This is a genomic window from Paraburkholderia fungorum, from assembly GCF_046027215.1.
GTDB lineage: Bacteria > Pseudomonadota > Gammaproteobacteria > Burkholderiales > Burkholderiaceae > Paraburkholderia > Paraburkholderia fungorum_D.
This window is the reverse complement of sequence record NZ_JAQQEN010000002.1, coordinates 813,922-833,150: the sequence shown is the minus strand read 5'-3', so window position 1 is coordinate 833,150 and position 19,229 is coordinate 813,922. Positions and strand designations below refer to the sequence as shown.

At 63.0% G+C, this 19,229-nt stretch carries 13 protein-coding genes; 5 read left to right on the top strand and 8 right to left on the bottom strand.

The features are described 5' to 3' along the window. The first annotated feature begins 111 nt into the window (after positions 1-111). The 4 genes from PQR27_RS24405 (at position 112) to pdeR (ending at position 9,431) form a co-directional block, all read left to right on the top strand. A complete protein-coding gene (locus tag PQR27_RS24405) occupies positions 112-399 on the top strand; it encodes a hypothetical protein (protein ID WP_408526202.1) in 288 nt (95 codons plus the stop codon). 38 nt (positions 400-437) lie between these two features. Beyond that, complete coding sequence (locus PQR27_RS24400; protein WP_408526201.1) at positions 438-5,012, top strand: DEAD/DEAH box helicase; 4,575 nt, start codon at positions 438-440, stop codon at positions 5,010-5,012. A 314-nt stretch (positions 5,013-5,326) separates the two neighbouring features. Then, positions 5,327-6,709, top strand: a complete 1,383-nt coding sequence (locus tag PQR27_RS24395) for a hypothetical protein (protein WP_408526200.1) — start codon at positions 5,327-5,329, stop codon at positions 6,707-6,709. 721 nt (positions 6,710-7,430) lie between these two features. Continuing rightward, positions 7,431-9,431 carry a cyclic di-GMP phosphodiesterase gene (gene pdeR / locus PQR27_RS24390; protein WP_408526199.1) on the top strand — a complete coding sequence of 667 codons (2,001 nt, stop codon included), beginning with the start codon at positions 7,431-7,433 and terminating at the stop codon, positions 9,429-9,431. A gap of 155 nt (positions 9,432-9,586) precedes the next feature. On the opposite strand, the gene PQR27_RS24385 is transcribed toward pdeR, so the two are convergent. The 3 genes from PQR27_RS24385 to PQR27_RS24375 form a co-directional block, all read right to left on the bottom strand. Continuing rightward, on the bottom strand, positions 9,587-10,474 hold the full coding sequence (locus tag PQR27_RS24385; RefSeq protein ID WP_408526198.1) for a crotonase/enoyl-CoA hydratase family protein: 888 nt from the start codon (positions 10,472-10,474) through the stop codon (positions 9,587-9,589). 429 nt (positions 10,475-10,903) lie between these two features. Further along, complete coding sequence (locus PQR27_RS24380) at positions 10,904-12,019, bottom strand: malate/lactate/ureidoglycolate dehydrogenase (RefSeq protein WP_408526197.1); 1,116 nt, start codon at positions 12,017-12,019, stop codon at positions 10,904-10,906. A 26-nt stretch (positions 12,020-12,045) separates the two neighbouring features. Beyond that, positions 12,046-13,509, bottom strand: coding sequence for a M20 family metallopeptidase (locus tag PQR27_RS24375; RefSeq protein ID WP_408528286.1), 1,464 nt, complete (start codon positions 13,507-13,509; stop codon positions 12,046-12,048). A gap of 213 nt (positions 13,510-13,722) precedes the next feature. On the opposite strand from PQR27_RS24375, the gene PQR27_RS24370 reads away from it, so the two are divergent. Then, positions 13,723-14,034, top strand: coding sequence for a superinfection immunity protein (locus PQR27_RS24370; protein WP_408526196.1), 312 nt, complete (start codon positions 13,723-13,725; stop codon positions 14,032-14,034). A 10-nt stretch (positions 14,035-14,044) separates the two neighbouring features. Here the strand turns inward: PQR27_RS24370 and PQR27_RS24365 are convergent, their stop codons facing one another. The 5 genes from PQR27_RS24365 to PQR27_RS24345 form a co-directional block, all read right to left on the bottom strand. Then, positions 14,045-14,317 carry a YodC family protein gene (locus tag PQR27_RS24365; protein ID WP_408526195.1) on the bottom strand — a complete coding sequence of 91 codons (273 nt, stop codon included), beginning with the start codon at positions 14,315-14,317 and terminating at the stop codon, positions 14,045-14,047. Between the two features lie 487 nt (positions 14,318-14,804). Then, the gene (locus tag PQR27_RS24360) at positions 14,805-16,328 is read right to left on the bottom strand and encodes an MFS transporter (RefSeq protein WP_408526194.1); all 1,524 of its coding nucleotides are present in this window, start codon (positions 16,326-16,328) and stop codon (positions 14,805-14,807) included. A 31-nt stretch (positions 16,329-16,359) separates the two neighbouring features. Further along, a complete protein-coding gene (locus PQR27_RS24355) occupies positions 16,360-17,010 on the bottom strand; it encodes a TetR/AcrR family transcriptional regulator (protein WP_408526193.1) in 651 nt (216 codons plus the stop codon). A 293-nt stretch (positions 17,011-17,303) separates the two neighbouring features. Continuing rightward, positions 17,304-17,729, bottom strand: a complete 426-nt coding sequence (locus PQR27_RS24350) for an OsmC family protein (RefSeq protein WP_408526192.1) — start codon at positions 17,727-17,729, stop codon at positions 17,304-17,306. 548 nt (positions 17,730-18,277) lie between these two features. Further along, positions 18,278-19,132, bottom strand: a complete 855-nt coding sequence (locus PQR27_RS24345; RefSeq protein ID WP_408526191.1) for a MurR/RpiR family transcriptional regulator — start codon at positions 19,130-19,132, stop codon at positions 18,278-18,280. Positions 19,133-19,229: the final 97 nt, after the last annotated feature.

Genomic DNA, 19,229 nt, shown 5'->3' with positions numbered 1-19,229 from the left:
ACACGTCGACGAGCCGCAACAGGTCCGCAAGACGCGCGTGTGCCGTTTGGAAAGTTTCATTAAGACGAGGTCTATGCAGCGGCGCCGGGCGTCGCGCGTGAACTGGGTTTGATGCAGATCGATACGATTCACGACCGCCAGGGCGATCAGGCCTTGCTGAACGAAACCGGCAAGCTGCCTGCCGCATGGGGCCGCGCGTGGGGCGGCCACAGCGTGCTGAGCGAAGACGGCGCATCAGAGCACGGCGACGGCCGACGCGCGCGTGCGCCGGGCCTGGTAGCGCGCGAGGGCCGGCAAAGCCTGAAAAAACCTGCCAGACTGGCTGCTGGATCGTGCACCCAACCGGTGTGCGCCGCCCTCTGGATATGGCACGTCGCGCCCCCATCTACGTCACCATGACTTCGGCCTCGACTTCCGCCCACACTGTGGGCGCGGTAATGGATTCGACCTTGCAAGCCCGCACGGCTGGCGCGCTGGATGATTTCCATCCGGCCGTCGCCGGCTGGTTTCTGAGGACCTTCCCCGCCCCCACCGACGCCCAGGCCGCCGCCTGGCCGCAGATTCGCCGTGGCCGTTCCACGCTGGTCGCCGCGCCCACCGGTTCGGGCAAGACGCTCACCGCGTTCCTTTCTGCACTCGACGATCTCGTCCAGCTCGGCCTTGCCAACGGCGGCACGCTGCCGGACGAAACGCTGGTGGTATACGTTTCGCCGCTGAAGGCGCTCTCCAACGACATCCGCCTCAATCTGCAAATGCCTTTGCAGGGCATCGGCGAGGAACTCGCGGCGCGCGGGCTCGCGCCGCTCGATATCCGCACCGCCGTGCGCACCGGCGACACCACGCCCCAGGAGCGCAACGCGCTGAAAAAGCGCGCGCCGCATATCCTCGTCACCACCCCGGAATCGCTCTACGTGCTGCTCGGCTCGGATTCGGGCCGGCGCATGCTATCGACCGTACGCACGGTGATCGTCGACGAAATTCATGCCCTTGCCGGCAGCAAGCGCGGCAGCCATCTGGCGCTGTCGCTCGAGCGGCTCGACGCGCTATGTGAGCGGCGCCTGCCGCGAATCGGCCTGTCGGCGACCCAAAAGCCGGTGAGCGCGGTCGCGCGCTTTCTGGTGGGCGGCGCGAGCATCGAAAGCGAGATTCCCGCGGATTGCGCGATTATCGACGTCGGCCACATTCGCGCACGCGATCTCGCGCTGGAGATTCCGCCCGTGCCGCTCGAAGCGGTGATGCCCAATGAAGTGTGGGAGCGCGTCTACGACCGGCTCGCCGAACTCGTCGCCCTGCACCGCACCACGCTGATTTTCGTCAACACGCGCCGCATGGCCGAGCGCGCCGCGCGTCATCTGACCGAGCGGCTCGGCAAGGAAGCAGTCGCCGCGCATCACGGCAGCCTCGCCAAGGAACACCGTTTCGACGCCGAACAGCGCCTCAAACGCGGCGAATTGCGCGTGCTGATCGCGACCGCCTCGCTGGAACTGGGTATCGACATCGGCGACGTCGATCTGGTCTGCCAGATGGGCTCGCCGCGCGCGATCGCGCCGTTCCTGCAACGCGTCGGCCGCTCCGGCCACCATGTCGGCGGGATGCCGAAGGGGCGGCTCTTTCCGGCTTCGCGCGACGATCTGATCGAATGCGCCGCGCTGCTCGATTGCGTGCGGCGCGGCGAACTGGACGCGCTGCGCATTCCGCACGCGCCGCTCGACGTGCTGGCGCAGCAGATCGTCGCCGAAGTATCGAATGCCGAATGGAGCGAAGACGCGCTGTTCGACATGATGCGCCGCGCCGCGCCTTACGCGGGACTCGGGCGCGAGCAATACGACGCCGTGCTGCGCATGCTCGCGGAGGGCTATACGAGCCGCAACGGTCCGCGTGCCGCCTATATCCATCGCGATGTGGTGAGCGGCACGTTGCGCGGCCGGCGCGGCGGCAAACTGGTTGCCGTTACGTCGGGCGGCACGATTCCCGAGAACGCCGATTACGCGGTGATACTCGAGCCGCAGGCGATCAATATCGGTACCGTCAACGAAGACTTCGCGGTCGAAAGCCTGGCCGGCGATGTGTTTCAGCTAGGCAACGCGTCATATCGGATTCTGCGGATCGAGACCGGGCGCGTGCGGGTCGAGGACGCGCAAGGGCAGCCGCCGAATATTCCATTCTGGCTCGGCGAAGCGCCGGGGCGCAGCGACGAACTATCGTTCGGCGTCGCGCGCTTGCGCGAGCAGATTGGGCATTTGCTCGACGGTAAGGACGCCGATGGTTCAGCGACGGCTTCGATGAGCGAGCCGCGTCCGCGGCGCCGCGCAGCGCCTGTCACCGCGTCACGCAATGCGGCGAATTCGGCCGCCGGGCAGGAGACGACCGCTGTGGCGCTCGCCGAGGCGCCGCTGCCCGACGCCGCATCCATGACCCCACGAATCGAACGCGCGATCGACTGGCTGGTCGACACGCTCGGTCTGGACGCCGCGGCCGCGCGCCAGATCGTCGACTATCTCGCCCGGGCACGCGCTGCGCTAAGCGTGCTGCCGACGCAAAACACGCTGGTCATGGAGCGCTTTTTCGACGAGTCCGGCGGCACCCAGCTCGTGATTCACTCGCCGTTCGGCAGCCGCGTGAATCGTGCGTGGGGCCTCGCACTGCGCAAACGGTTTTGCCGCACCTTCAATTTCGAATTGCAGGCCGCCGCCACCGAAGACGCGATCGTGCTGTCGCTGACCGGCAGCCATTCGTTCGTTCTCGACGACGTGTGGCGCTATCTGCATTCGAACAGCGCAGAGCATCTGCTGATCCAGGCGCTGCTCGACGCGCCGTTGTTCGGCGTGCGCTGGCGCTGGAACGCGACCACCTCGCTTGGTCTGCCGCGTTACACGGGCGGACGTAAAACCGCGCCGCAAATACAGCGCATGCGCAGCGAAGATCTGCTGACGAGCGTGTTTCCCGAACAGGCCGCGTGTCTCGAGAACGTGGTCGGCGAACGCGAGCTGCCGCACCATCCGTTAGTGGACCAAACCGTCGACGACTGTCTTCATGATGCGATGGATAGCGAGCATTGGCTGGTGCTGCTGCGTCGTATCGAACGGGGCGACGTGCGACTGGTTGCGCGGGATTTGCCGGCGCCCTCGCCGCTTGCCGCCGAAATCCTCAATGCGAAACCGTACGCCTATCTGGACGACGCGCCAATCGAAGAACGCCGCACGCAGGCTGTTCTGAACCGCCGCTGGACCGACCCGTCTTCCGCCGACGACCTCGGCGCGCTCGATGCCGACGCGATCGCAAGCGTGCGCGACGAGGCGTGGCCACAAGCGCGCCATGCCGACGAAGTGCACGAAGCGCTGACGGGTCTGGCCTGCGTCAGCGACGCCGAAGCGCGCCACAACGAAGGCTGGCCCGCATGGCTGGATGCGCTCGCCCAATCCGGCCGCGCGACACGCGTGCGGGTTGCTGCCGACAACACACTGTGGGTTCCTGCCGAGCGCCTGACCTGTTTTCAGGCGCTCTACCCTGACGCGCGCTTCGAACCGCCGCTCACCGCGCCGAAGGGCTACACCGACAGCTGGACTGCCAACGACGCCCTGCTGGACGTGTTGCGCGCGCGGCTGACGGGTTTCGGCCCGTTGCCGGTGCGCGCGATTGCGCAAGCGCTGGGGCTGCCACCGGTATCGATTGAACAGACCCTGACGCGTCTCGAAGCGGAAGGCTACGTCATGCGCGGCCGCTTCACGCCGGGCGTGACTGAAGAAGAATGGTGCGAGCGCCACTTGCTCGCGCGGATTCACCGCTACACCGTGAAACGCTTGCGACGCGAAATCGAACCAGTGGAGCGTCATGATTTCATGCGCTTTCTGTTCGAGTGGCAGCATTTGACACCGGACACGCGTAGCGAGGGACGCGAAGCGCTGGCTGCGGCGCTCGAACAGATGGAGGGCTTTCAGGCCGCGGCCGGCGCATGGGAAGAGGACATCCTGCCCGCGCGTGTGAAAGCGTATGCGAATACTTCGCTTGACGAACTAAGCCGCGCCGGCAAAATCGTCTGGACCCGCCTGACCGAGCGCGCGCGTGGCATTGCGGGACCGGTGCGCAGCACGCCGATTGTGCTGCTACCGCGGGCACAGGTAAGCGTGTGGAGCGCGTTGATCGATCAGACGAAGCCGGAGTTGTCGGCGCGGGCGCAGAGCGTGTATGACGGGCTATTGCAACATGGCGCGATGTTCTTCGACGAATTGCTCACTGAAGTGCGCGGGCTGCGTATCGAGCTGGAAAATGCGTTAGGCGAGCTTGTTGCCGCTGGCCTCGTGAACTCAGACAGTTTCGCGGGCTTGCGCGCCCTGTTAAAGCCGATGGCGAAACGCAACGCGTTTCAAAGTAGCCGGCGCGCACGATCGAGTGCGCTGATCGGCGGCATGGATGATGCGGGGCGCTGGGCGCTCGTGAGACGACCCGCAGCACCGGCGCCTCGGGACGTCGACAGCCAGGGCAGCAGCCATGGCAGCCGCGACGAGCCGGCGCTGTTGCCTGATGGCCGGCGCACGCCCCTTGCGCCCGCGATACTCGAACACATCGCGATGACGCTGCTGCGCCGCTACGGCGTGGTGTTCTGGCGCTTGCTCGAACGCGAAGCCGAGTGGCTGCCGCCGTGGCGCGATCTGTTGCGGGTCTTCCAGCGACTCGAGGCGCGCGGCCAGGTGCGTGGCGGGCGCTTCGTCAACGGCCTGGCGGGCGAGCAGTTTGCGTTGCCCGAGGCAATTCCTTTACTGCGTGAAGTCCGCCGGCAAGCGGCCGGCGGCGCCTTTATCTGCGTATCCGGAGCCGATCCGCTCAATCTGGCCGGCACCTTGCTGACCGGAGAGAAAGTGCCCGCAGTGGCAGGCAACCGTCTGTTGTTTCGCGACGGCATCGTGGTCGCCACGCTCGTCGCAGGGGAATTCAATTTTCTGCCGGCGCTCGGCGCGGATGCCGATGCCGCCGCAAAGACGCAGGCCCGCTTGCTGCTCGCACGGCGCTATTGATCCACCTGCTCCAGTTGGGCGAGCTTCGCGGCTTCTGAGCCGTTCCATCGATTGGTCCTCCCAGGCGCCGCCGTTGTTTCGATCTTGCACATCAAGCCGCGCGCCGATTGGCCGCGCGGCAAATCGGCATTCAGGAACGCCGGGCGTTTTCCTTTCTGGGACACTCGTGCAAGAGCAGTGAGTCCAATGTGCGGCCCCCGGAAACGGTGCTTGCCGCATCGATCGACTGTTCGCCAAACCGATAACTCGTCTTCGATCGCTGGCGCGCGGCCGGCGAGGAAGCGACGCGCCGACCTTTTTCGAAGGAGCAGCTTATGTGGTCCAGTGACGCAGCCCAGAATCTTGTCTTGTCGCAATCAAGCAGCAGTGTCGCCTCTACCTCGATCTGTCCAACGCCCGACGGTGGGTTCTATGTGAGTTGGCTCGATTTCGCCAACGGCTACTCGCTATACCTTCAACGCCTCGATGTAGAAGGCAATGAAATGTGGCAGTCCAATGGCAAGTTGATCTGCCGGCGCGATATCCAAAGCGTCATCAAGTACGGGTTGAGCGTTGATCCTGACGGCAATGCGATTCTCGGAATCGACTCGGGCTATCCGGCGCTGCATCAACCGGGCGGTGTAGCGCTCGCATTCAAAGTTTCGCCCGCGGGCGAATTATTGTGGGGTTCAGCGGGTATTCCGCTCTCGCCGCGGGAGGAGTCGGTTGCCGCGGTACTGTGTTGCGCGACAGACGATCATGGGGCGGTGTTTCTATGGGGAACCGAAAAAGACGAACTGCTGCGCATGGCAAAACTCGATGCCACGGGCAATCGACTATGGGCTACGAGCATCACACCTGATACGTCGAAAGCGATGGTTTGGCCCGCGGGCATCATCGCGTCGGATGACGGCTCGGTAATCTACGCATTTATTCAGTACATCGGCAGCACGGGCGGAACCTGGAACAGCGTGTTCACGCAAAAGCTCGCGGCCGCGGATGGCGCCCAACTCTGGGGCGACACACCGGTCATGGTGATCGACAGCAGCGTCGCCACTGCGGTGACGCTGCCGATGGGCGTAGTCCCCACGCTGATGCCGGACGGTGCCGGCGGGGCCGTATATGGCTATTCTCTCATCGACGAAAGCGAGCACATCTACGTACAGCGGGTGAATTCGACGGGCCACCCCGTTTACACCGCGAACGGCTTGCGCGTATCGGGCGGGCTGATCGACGCATCGGCGGCGCGCTTCGGATTTGATGCGGCGGGCGGCAGACTCTATACCGCCTGGAATGCCAACTATGTCGATGCTACGGGGGAGGACATGTCGGGGGTACGAGCGCAATGCATCGATAATGCCGGGATGCTGCTGTGGGACGAGGCCGGCGCGGCGCTGGCGCCCTATGAGCCGTTTGCCGAGATGAGTCCGGTGGCCATGTTGCCTGTGACGGGCGGCGTGCTTGCTGCGTGGGTACAGCACGCGCCCGAGGGGGCCTATCTGCCCCAGCTGCTGCGCGCTTCCTTGCTTGAGGAGAGCGGCACACCCGTGTGGCAGAACGCAGTGGAGGACATCAAATCGTCTGGAACGAATACCACCAGCTACGCGGTCGGTGCGCTCGGCGCAAGTGGCTACGGCGCATTTGCGTGGACCAGCGACGACTACACGGTACGGGCGCAGAACATCAACCAGGACGGCACGCTTGGCGTGGCAAAGTAGGCAGGCCACCTGACTATGACGAGGACGGAAGTGCCAGGCGAATAAAAGCGCTTCCATCCATCAAACCAAACCGAACGATCGTGCTATAGACGCGCGATAAATATGAAGGCCGCTGCACCAATGAAGTACCGCCCCGGCGCGCGCAGCGCCGCCGGAGGAATGACGGCCTGGTCACACAGGCCAGAGGGTGCGCAGGCCCAATCTCTACGGAGCCACGATCCCCTCCAAGCCAGGGGACCCCCTTAAGAGTTAGCGGTGTGAGCCGCTTTCTTTTGCCTACTTTTCTTTGCGGCGGCGCCCCGAAGGAAGTCCACTTGGTGGGCAAAGAAAAGTAGGTGCCCCCCCGCACAGGGGGAACGCTAATAGACCGATAGCAAAAGAAACAACCAACCGCCGTAGGCACGACCAGAACAAAGCCGCCGCAGGCACAAAACCCCACCACCGTATGCAAACAACAACAACCAAAATTAGTTAGGTCCCACAAGAAACTCACAAGCCGCCCCACCCTGCCTGAAAGGCAAAAACCCCACCCAACCCCTTCCCAGCAAGCCCAACCCAACAAAACCCTAAAGCCACACCCCCCACCAACCGTTAAATGTTTATAAGCCCGAACTTCAGCCGCTTCGCTACAATGAGGCCAGTCTTAAGTATGATGAAGATCGTTTGCCGCCAGCCCGCCTTGAACGGCGGCCCTCACCGGCATACATCGCCCGGGGATTTCATGAACGACGACCAACACGACCAGGTGCTTTTTGCCCAGTTCGGCACAAGCAGCCCATGCTGGCGTCTGTCGAACGACAGCAACGCATTGGAGCTCACGCCCGTTACCGGTGACGTGCCGGCTAATGTCGCCATTCCGCTGAATCCCCAGCAGGCTTCGCAAATCCGTTGCCTGACCGGCATCACCTCGCACCTCGTGCTCGACGTGCGCCTTTTCGGCGAACCCCTGCGTCTGCATCTCGTCGGTAAAAAACTCGCCAGCAATAGCTGGGCCGGTACCGCCTCAGCCTACGACGATACCGAATCCGTCGCCCGCGATCTGGTCCACGGCCTCTCCTTCGCCGAACAGGTCGTCTCCGAAGTCAATTCGGTCGTGGTCATCGTCGACCGGCACGGTCGAATACAACGCTTTAACCGTCTCGCCGAGGAACTCACCGGCGTCAAGGAAGAAGACATCGTTGGCCGCAATGTGTGGGCGTTGTTCATGACCACCGAATCCGGCGCGGCCTCCAGCCAGAACATCACGGGCTTCTTCAACCGCGGTGTCGCGTACGAGGTCGAGCGGCGCGTCAAAACCATCCACGGCGAACGGCTCTTCCTGTTTCGCAATAAATTTGTCCAGAGCGGCAGCGGCGTCGAAGAACAGTTCCTGATCTGCTCAGGCACCGACATCACCGAGGAACGCCGCGCGCAGGAACGTCTTTCCGAACTGGCAAACACCGATTCGCTCACCGGCCTCGCCAATCGCAACGCGATTCAGGACAAGATCCGCACTGCCATCGAAGAAGCGGAAGGCGCAGCGGTCGGTGTGCTGTTTCTGGATCTCGACAACTTCAAGAAGGTCAACGATCACTACGGCCACGTTTTCGGCGACCGGCTGATCCGCGACGTGTCGGCGGCCATCAGCACCTGCCTGAACGAAGGCGACGCGCTCGCGCGCCTCGGTGGCGACGAGTTCATCGTGCTCGCCGCCAAAGGTACCGCCTACGACCTCGAAACCACCGCGCAGCGCATCCTCGAACGCCTGCGCACGCCGTTCAGCGTCGGGCTGGTGGAGGTCTACACCGGTTGTTCGATCGGCATCGCGCGCTATCCGGAACACGGCGACAGCCTCGAATCGGTCATCCGCTCCGCGGACACGGCCATGTACGTCGCCAAAGACGAGGGCAAACGCACCTACCGCGTGTTCTCGCCGGATATGAACCGCAAAGTCGCCGAGTACATGTGGCTCGACACCAACCTGCGGCGCGGCCTCGAAGAGGGTCAGCTGACGCTGCACTATCAGCCCAAGCTGTCGCTCGCCACCGGCGCGGTGCAAGGCGCCGAGGCGCTGGTGCGCTGGAATTCGCCGGAGCGCGGGCAGATCATGCCGGCCGAGTTCATCCGCTACGCCGAAGAATCCGGGCTAATCGGCGTGCTGGGCCGCTGGGTCATGGAAACCGCTGCCCGGCAGGCAGCCCGGTGGAAAGCGGACGGCTACAACCTGCGCATCGCCATCAACGTGTCGGCGCGGCAACTGGTGGATACGGCCGTGGTCCGTCATTTCAGCGAGGCGCTGCAGAGCGCCAACCTCGACCCGTGCCTGATCGACCTCGAACTCACGGAGAGTTGCCTGATCGAGGACGAAGCGGCCGCGATCGATCTGATCAAGCAGTTCCGCCAGCTCGGCGCACAGGTCCATCTGGACGACTTCGGCACAGGCTATTCGTCGCTGTCGCAATTGGGCCGTATTCCGCTCGATGTCATCAAGCTCGACCGCAGCTTCGTGCGCTCGATCAACGCCGACACCAAAGCGCAGGCGCTAGTGCGCGCAATGGTGGTGGTCGCGCAGGAGCTGAATTTCAAGGTGGTCGCCGAAGGGATCGAAACCGAATCGGAAGAGACCTTCATGAAGGGGCTTGGCGTCGATTACGTGCAGGGCTTCCTGTACGGTCAGGCCATGCCGGCTGCGGAATTCGAGCGCTGGCTGAAGGATCGGCAGAAGCTCAGACTGATTGCCTGACTTTCGCACGCCCCGAAGGAAGTCCCCTTGGGGGACGCCCCGAAGGAAGTCCCCTTGGGGGGGCGCCCCGAAGGAAGTCCCCTTGGGGGACGGCCCGCAGAAAATCCCGTTGGAGCACCGCTCCTTGCGGCTCGCTCACAGAGACCCGGGTCGGTTCAGGCGAAACTGGCCGAGGTGACGACCGTCTGACGCAGGTTGGAAGTACGGCGGTTTTGCAGCATCACCAGCCGCTCCATGAAGGCGAGATCCTTCTCCTCGATCGTGAAGGCGGCGTCCACCCAATCCTCGGTAATTTCCATCAGTTCGGCGCGCGAGAGTTGCAGCACGCGCTGGCGTGCACGTAGCATGGCGCGAATCCCGTTCATCTTCGGCTTGAGCGTGTCGATGAAAGTGCGTGTCGACAGATACGCGTCGCCCGGCTCGAACAACTGGTCGACCAGCCCCTTGCCGAAGTGCCATTCCGCCGTGTGCGATTCGCCCATACCGATCAGCTCCTCCGCAAGCCGCATCCCCGCCTTGCGCGCGACCAGCGAATAGCCGCCCATGCCCGGGAACAGGTTGAACGCGATCTCCGGAAAGCCCATCCGCGCGTCGTTCTGCGCGAGCAGGAAATGGTGTGCCAGCGCCGCCTCGAAGCCCCCGCCGAGTGCCGTGCCCTCCACCATCGCGATCGAAATCGCCCCCGTATCGAAGCCGCGCGCCGCCGCGTGAACGCAATCGACACAGGCTCGCGCATACGCCATCAACGCCTGCCGCTTGCCACCGCGGATCGCGTCGGCAAAGAAATCGAGGTCGCCGCCCACGTTGAACATGGACGGAATCAGGGAGCCGGTGACCCAGAAGTCGATCGGCAAACCAGACTCGCGCGCAGCCTGTGCAAGTTCCAGAATGTCATGCACCAGTTCCAGGTTAAAACAGGGACGCGGCTGCGCCCGCAACATCATCCACATGACGTTGCGGCCTTCTTCGTAGTACGCGGAGACTTGCGACAGATTGCCGGCTTCGAGGAACGGGCGGCAGGCGTGGTGATTATGCAGATTCATTTTGATCGGTCCTTTAGAGTTAAACACTGGTAATGCAATGCGAGCCTAAAACAGACCGGATTCAGATGGGAGCGGGGTAACCAACAGATGAATGCAAAGCACGCGCAAAGCCACGCCAGACGGGCCTATGCGGTAAACCACAGGTTGGTGGGATGTGCCGCCGGCGCGCAAACGCTTGCGCACCAAAGATGGGCGAAAATGGCAGGAAAAACGCTGTGTAGCCGCAATAAACCCGACTAACGAACCAGGACGGAATTTATTGCCTACATTGCAAGCGGACGAAATGATTTCGATTAGGCAATGGAATCGAAAATTCAGCTTGCGAATGTTTGTTTTTTATTTGTGGGCTAACAGACGGAATAGCCCATTAGCATTGAGCAGAACGCGGGCGGCGCATGAAGCCCGCTTGCCTGATCGGGTTTAAGAAGGTTACCGCAGACGCGCGAACCACTCGCCGGCCTGCGCCTCGCTCATGCCGACGGCCAGCGCGGCCGCGCGAATCTGAGCCCACGTGGCCGGATCGATGGGCACGCCCTCGGCCTCGCGTTGGGCACGCGTCACGCGTTCGGGCTCACCAGGTTCGTAGATCCGATCGGCACCGGCCGCAAGCGGTGAGGCCTTTACCCACTCGATGAACGCATCGGCTTCGGCTTGCGCGTTCGGGGCATCGAACGCGGCGGGATCGATGATCACCGATAGCATGCAATTGACGATCGCGTTGGTCGTGCCGAGCGTGCCGGCGTGGGTGGTGAAGCCGCCCGAGAGCGCACCGCCGAAAATCTCGCACAGCGCCGCGAGCCCGAAACCCTTGTGGCCGCCGAATGGCGTCAGCGAACCGAACGGCGCTTCGTGCATGACCTTGGGGTCGAGGGTCGGGAAACCCGCGTGGTCGATCAACGCGCCAGCCGGCACCTGTTTGCCCTGGTTATACGCGACGCGGGTCTTGCCGTGCGCCACCGTGCTGGTCGCGAAATCGAGCACCAGCGGTGGCTTGCCTGGGCGCGGGTAAGCCGCGCAAAACGGATTGGTGCCGATGCGGCGGTCGGCGCCGCCGAACGGTGCCACGAGCGGATCACCCGCCACGTTGACGAAATGGAACGACACCAGCCCGGCCCGCGCACACTGCTCAGCCCAGTGGCCGATGCGGCCGATGTGATGCGCGCCGCGCAGGCCGACCGCGCAGATGCCGAGCCGTTTGGCGCGTTCGATGCCCTGCTCCATCGCCTCGAATGCGACCACCTGGCCGAAGCCCATGCCGCCTTCTACGCTCAGCACGGCGCCCGCGTCCTTGACGACCTGCACGTGCAGGTTCAAGCGCAGTTGCGCGTCGGCCAACGACGCGACATAGCGGGGAATCATCCCCACGCCATGCGAATCGTGGCCGGTCAGATTTGCCGCCACCAGATGATCCGCGACCAGCTCGGCTTCACGCGGCGCGCTGCCCGCCTGCTCCCAGATCGCCCGCACGTAGGCGTGCAGTTGATCGGCAGGAATCCGCCGTGCGACGGGTTGAGCGACAGCGGAGGCAGTCTGGTTATCGGTCATTCAGCGTGTCGGCGTGAGAGGCGGAATCAAGGCGCAGCGGCGATCACTTCCGCAACGGCTGCCGTCAGCTTCTTGCCGTATGGCACGTGCAGGAATTCGTTCGGTCCGTGCGCATTCGATTTCGGTCCGAGCACGCCACACACCATGAACTGCGACTGCGGGAAGCCAGCCTTCAACACGTTCATCAGCGGGATCGTGCCGCCCTGCCCCATGTACGCGACGTCCTCGCCATAGTGCTCGCGCGATGCGTCGTTCAGGGCGGTGGCGAGCCACGGCGCGAGGTCGGGCGCGTTCCAGCCGCTCGCCGCGCCCGCGTCCGGCTTGAAGGTCACGCGGGCGTTGTACGGCGGATCGAATTCCAGCAGCGCCTTCAGTTCGGCAACGGCCTTTTCGGCTTCGATCATCGGCGGCAGGCGCAACGACAGCTTGAACGCCGTGCGCGGACGCAGCACGTTGCCGGCATCGGCGAGCGCGGGCAGGCCGGCCGCGCCGGTCACCGACAGCGACGGGCGCCACGTCGAATTGAGCAACGCCTCCTTCGGATCGGTAGTGGTGGGCAGCACCTGACGGCCGTCCTGGCCGCAAGCCCACGGCATTTTCTTCCAGACGTCGTCGCCGAGAATATGGGCGGTTGCCTCGGCTTCACGCAAACGATCGGCCGGGATCGGAGCATGGAAACCCTTTGGCAGCAGATTACCGTTCGAGGCGTCTTCAAGACGGTCGAACAATTGCCGCATGATGCGGAAGCTCGACGGCGCGATGCCGCCGTAACCGCCCGAATGAATGCCCTCGTCGAGCACCTGCACTTCGAGGTCGCCGGCCACCAGTCCACGCAGCGAGGTGGTGAGCCACAGTTGATCGTAATTGCCGGCGCCCGAATCGAGACACACGACCAGACCCACTTTGCCGAGCCGTTCACGCAATGCGTCGACGTACGGCAGCAGATCGTAGCTGCCCGATTCTTCGCAGGTTTCAATCAGGCCGACACAGCGCGGACGTTCCACGCCCTGCGCGTCCAGCGCGGCGAGCGCCGTCAGGCTCGCGTAGATCGCGTAACCGTCGTCGGCGCCGCCGCGGCCGTATAGCTTGTCGTTTTCGAGCTTTGGCGTCCATGGACCCAGGTCGTTGCGCCAGCCGTCGAACTCAGGCTGCTTGTCGAGGTGGCCATACAGCACGATCGTTTCGTCGCTGCCGGAACGCGTCGCAGCGGTTTCGAAGAAAATCACCGGCGTGCGGCCCGGCAGGCGGATCACCTCGAGTTTGAGACCGCGCACCGGCTGCTGCTCGGCCCACCGCGCCGCGTCCGTAATCACGCGCTCGAGATAGCCGTGCTTGACCCACTCGGGATCAAACGCCGGGCTCTTGGCCGGCACCGCGATGTAGTCGGTCAGCGCGGGCACGATCTCGTCGTTCCATTTGCGGTCTACGAACTCGCGTAGCGTGTCATGGTTGATGCGCTGAGCCTGCTGGGTCGTGTCGTCGATCATGATGGCGGTCCGTTGCGTTCTGTTCAGTCGAAACGCTCATGATAGTCCTGATGACGCATGCGCTGAACCCCTCGCCGCGCATCATACGACCGGGGCAAGGGTGGAACGCGCCTGTCGAGACACGCGATGGCGGTCGCTTAGGGACACATCGATACTGCGCCAGATCCACAATCGCGCGACAATTGCTGTAAATATCGCGTGTTGGGGAGCCGGACCATGGGTGGCAATGTCGTCGTTCAGGCCATCGCAGCGGTGCTAGCGCTGGCGCTGTACTTTTTGCCCGCTATTCTCGCGGACAGGCGCAAGCGTTACGACATGCTGACGCTCGCACTCTTTAATGCGTGCTTCGGCTGGACCGTTTTCGGCTGGCTGCTGGCGCTCTACTGGTCGTTGCAACCGAACCCGCCGAAGAACGTAGCGGGCGAAGTCGTAGCAACGCGGAAAACCGTACGGATGCGCGCGTTTTCAACAGCCCTTCTGGTGCGAGTACAAAAGCGTGCGACGGCGCGGGACCGCGCGGAGAAATAAGCGTGCCTCTTCAGGCCGCCCGGCCGATCTTGCCCCACAGCACGGAACCGGCGGGAATCGAGCGTGGCTCGGCCCGCACGCTGGCCGGTGGAAACATCTCACGGCGCAGTTCGCCGTGCTCGTCGAACCATTCGCAGATCAGCCAGTTGCCAGGGTTAAGGGCCACCGAGCCTGCGTACGTCACGGTCATTCGTGGACCGCCTTCTTTCAATGTGACCACGTCGCCAACGCTGAAATTCGCGGTGGGTGATGTCTGGAATGCGTCAATGGTAGCGGTTAGCATATTCAATCCCCTACGGAACCGTTGAGCGGTATTTGTCATCGAGCCGTACTTTGCGACATTCGACCTGCCGAAGGAAAACTCTAAAAAGTTTGGCAAGATTAACAATCGAAATTAAATGCGGCAAGTGCTTTTTATTGATACCGTTTTCATTGGGACGGGAATGTCTTTCCAATCACTTTCGACCGCGCAAAACACCGGGAAAACCCTTTAAAAATACAGCGGACCCGCCACCCGTGCGGCACTGCACGATAGAAAAACTTACGCTGGTGCGCTTTCCCAGCAAGTAGAAAATGCGGGCCGTATTTGTCATATCTAACCCGCCACCCTACTTCATCCGGGTTTATTCTAATCGGCTTCAAAACACGGAATTACCTGTGAATAACTCACTCACCGGTAAATTCGCGTGTCGTCCGATACGTTTTGTTTAAGTCGCATAATAATTTTTTCTGGTGGGCCACCGCTGAAAACGATTTCTGCGGTAGCATTTTTAATGCCGCTGTGCCGTACGGCGTAAAACCAGTTGCTGATGCCTTACCAGCAGAACGCTCAAACCCACGCAGGCGAACATCAACAGCGCGTTGATCGCGAGGCTGTACTGGAACGCGTGGGCATAGGCATCCGGCGTCACGCGGCCGCCGATCACGCCGAAGAAAGCCCCGCTAATGGCCGCGGTGCCGAATGCCGAGCCGATCTGCAAGGTCGACGACACCACGCCCGAGGCGAGTCCCGCCTTCTCCGGCGCCACTTCCAGCAGCACGATGCGCATGATCGACGGTAGCAGCAAACCATGGCCGACGCCCGCGCACACCAGTCCGCAATAGAACAGCAGATCTGGCGTGGCCGCGTGGGTGGCGGACCAGCCGGTGACCGTAAAACCGACCGTCATCATCGAAAAGCCGAGCGTCAGCACATGGCCGCCGATCCGCTTGACCACCGCGGGCGAGGCCAGCGGTCCGACTACGAAGCCGATGGCGAACGGCATGATGGCCATGCCCGAGGCGAGCGGCGTCCAATGCAGGCCGGTTTGCAGGAAGATCCCATAGGTCAGGAAAAACGCGCTGTTGCAGTAGAACAGGAACGCGAGCACGAGGCCCAGCGCGAACGCCCGGTTGCGGAACAATTGCAGATCCACCAGCGGATGACCGCCGCCGCGCTCGACCCGCCGTTCGGTCGCCACGAACAGGGCGAGCACAGGCACGGCGAACGCCATCATCGCAAAAGTCCATGCGGGCCAGCCCGCTTCGCGGCCGTGCGTCATGGGATAGATGATCAGCAGCAGCAAGGCGGAGAGCAGCGCCACGCCCTTCAGGTCGATGCCGGTGCGCGTGGCCGGCTGGTTTTCGGGCACGAACTTCCACGTGCCGATGAACGCCAGAATGCCGACCGGAATATTGATCAGAAAAATGATGCGCCAGTCGAGTCCGAACGGATGGTACGTAATCAGTGCCCCGCCGCCCAACTGCCCGACGATCGACGATAGGCCGAACACGAAGCCATAAAAGCTCATCACCTTCGTCTGCTGATGCAGCGGCACGACCGCGCGGATCGTCGCCAGCACCTGGGGCGCCATGACCGCGGCTGCCATGCCCTGCACGATCCGCGCGATCACCAGCATGTGGCCACTGGTGGCGAAGCCGCACAATGCCGACGACACCACGAAAGCGGCCATCCCGGTCATGAACATGCGCCGGCGGCCGAACAGGTCGCCGAGGCGCCCCCCGGTGATCAGCAAGACGGCGTACGCCGATGCGTAGGCCGACACGACGAGTTGCAATTGGGCGTCGGTGGCGTTCAGCCCGGTATGGATCGACGGCAACGCGAGGTTGACGATGAAATAGTCGAGCGGCGCGAGGAAAGCCCCAATAAACAGGACGGCGAGCGCCAGCCCCTGCCGCTCGAAGCGCGGCGCGGCCTTCCCGGCTGGCACCGCCGCGCCGTTTGCTACGACGGCGGGCCCTGCTATCGGCCCGCCGAATGCCGCCGGAGCGGACTTGATGGCATCGCTATTCATGAATGATCGTTCAAAAATTAGGTAAAAAAATTTAGACGAGCGCGCGCATGGCGACGTCCACGATCCCGATCAACGCATCTTCTTTATGGGCGACCCGCCCCAGCACGCGCAGCCCCTGCATCACACAGAGCAGGAAATCACCGACGGCTTTTTCGTCGAGTGTCGAATTGAATGCGCCGCTTGCCTGCCCGCGAATCACCGACGCCGCGAGCAAGGTCGCCATGCGCCGTTGAATCGCCGCGACGCGCGTGCGCAGTTCCTCGTCGCCGGGCTGCATCTCCAGGGTGGTGTTGGTAATGAAGCAGCTGCGCTCGCCAGTCAGCGCGCACGCGACCCTGGCGTAATGCAGCAACGCGTTGCGCAGCGCCTCTTCCGCCGGAACCGGTGCATTCAGCCGCTCGGCCAGACGCGCGACCGAGCCTTCCGCATAGTGCTCGAGCGCGGCGAGCATGATGCCGTGCTTGTCGCCGAACACGCCGTACAGGCTGCCGCGCAGCAGGCCGGTGGCTTTGCACAGGTCGTCAATCGAGGTGGCGTGATAGCCGTGGTTCCAGAAAACCTGGCTCGCGCTCGCTAGTACGGTGTCCGTATCGAACTCGCGCGGCCGGCCCCGAGGGCAGACCGCGCCCGATTTTTTCGCAGATTGCTTCACAAATTGAGTGGATTCGCCGGATTGCTTCATCTGACTGATATTATGACTAACCGTTCAACAAATCAAGGCGAGTTTCCGTAGGCCTGCGCTCAACGCGGTCTCAGCGTGGCTTGTCCCATATCTGCGAAGCGCTCGCGAACAGCTGGTTGATCTCATTGCCGCTAACGGCTTGCTGGGTGTAATTGAAGGTGCCGTGATCGCGCATTTCATGCGCCGCGCGCAGGAACGCGCCGAGGGCCGCGGCCGATCAACAGGCAAAAGCCGGCAGCGGGCTCAGCCCACCTGCCGACCTCGAATGTCTTCGCAGTAGAACAGCAGCGGGCTCAGGTTTCGAGCTTCGCGTCCATCGTGATGGTGGCTTTCAGGACTTTGGAGACCGGGCAACCGGCTTTGGCGTCGGCCGTGGCTTTTTCGAATGCGACCTGGTCGCCGCCGGGGATCTTCACGACCACGTCGAGATGCACGGCGGTAATGGCAAAGCCGCCGCCGTCCTTGTCGAGCGTGACGGTTGATGTAGTGTCGATGCGTTCAGCCTTGATGCCGGCCTTACCCAGCTCCCCCGACAGCGCCATCGAAAAACAACCGGCGTGCGCGGCCGCAATCAGCTCTTCCGGATTCGTGCCGATGCCGTCCGCGAAGCGTGTCGAAAACGAGTATTGCGTCTCCTTGAGGACGCCGCTGTCGGTGGAAATCGAGCCCTTACCGTCTTGCAGGCCGCCTTGCCAGACTGCTGATGCCTTGCGCTTCATCGTTCTCTCCTGTTGTGGCCTGCCTGACGCCGCTTTCGCTCTGCAACCGGACATGACGCCCACTGCAACGGTCCCGCCCGGATGTTTGCAGTTACGGCATCGATCGCGAGTGCCGCGCGGCGTGACAGGCGCGGGCGTGGACCGAACTTCATGATAGGCGCTTCTGTATGCCAGCGTCGTGAGGATGCAGGCGATGAAGCCGGCGCTCGCATCTGCCGCTAGCGCAGGACGCAAACTGCTGTGCGACCTGCCTGACGTTGCCACCACGAAACGATGGTCGGGTAGCGCCTGACTATTTCCATTTCAGGTTCAATGCAAACGGGCAGCGTCAGCCGATGGTTCCAAAGATGAATCAACCAGCACGCCAAGCTTCAATTCCTGTTTCGACGCCACGGCCTCGCACCCAATCAGCAATCGGTACGCGCTTATAGGATGAAGAAACATTTGTTGTAAATTGGCGATCGGCGAAGCAAACGGAGCGGCTACGAACCGCAGATCAGGATCTGCTTGTCCCAGACGGGAAAAATCAGGCCAACGTCAAGTCACGCTCAGAGCACATACGCACCCTTCGCATGCAACGACTGTTCGGCGATGCCCAGTTGCTCGACCGCATGCGCCCCTTCGAGCGCGAGTAGATGCGCGACCAGCGATTCCGCGATCGCGGTGGCCGCCACCAGCGAGGGGAAGAACGATGGGCTCTCGTGCGAAAAGATCAGCACCTTGTCGGCATTCAACGCAATCGGCGAGACCGCGCTATCGGTAATGGCAATCAGTTTGCTGCCCTTCTCCAGCGCGGCTTCGGCTACGCGAGCGGCTTCGACCGAATACGGCGCGAAGCTGATGACGATGGTTGCGCTGTCGCGCTCGAGCGTACGCAATTGCATCTCCAGCGTGCCGGCCTCGCCGTTGAGCAGCGACACCGATGAGCGGAACAGCCGGTAGCCGTACACGAGGCCAAACGCCACCGCATAACAGGAGCGAAAACCCGCCACATGCACATGCGGCGCGCGGCGCAGCAGCCGCGCGGCTTCCACGATCACGCGACCGTTATGCGCAGCGGTAACCTCGAGATTGTGTTGTTGCGCGACCAGCAGATCGTTTGCCAACGCATCTTTCGATTTGACGAGCGAGCGCGCGCGGCTGGTAAGCGGTTCAGGCCGCGTGCGTACGCGCGCGACGAACAGGTTGCGCAATTCGTTCCAGCCGGGGAAACCCAGTTGCTGCGACAGGCGCACGAGCGATGCTGGTTGCACCTGCGCGCGCTCGGCCACTTTGCGCATCGACGAGACCGCGACTTCATCGGGATGATCGAGCAGAAAACCTGCTCCCATCTGGAACTGCGGACTCAGTTCGGAGAAGCGCGCCCGGATCAGGGCGGCGAGCTGGTCGAAACTGTCTGGCATGCGATGGTCCGGGCGAGCGGTCGGTAAGGATGACAACAAATGTTACCACCCGGGGCATCGCATCCAACAGCATTTCCAGCGGACTTTCAGCGCGTTT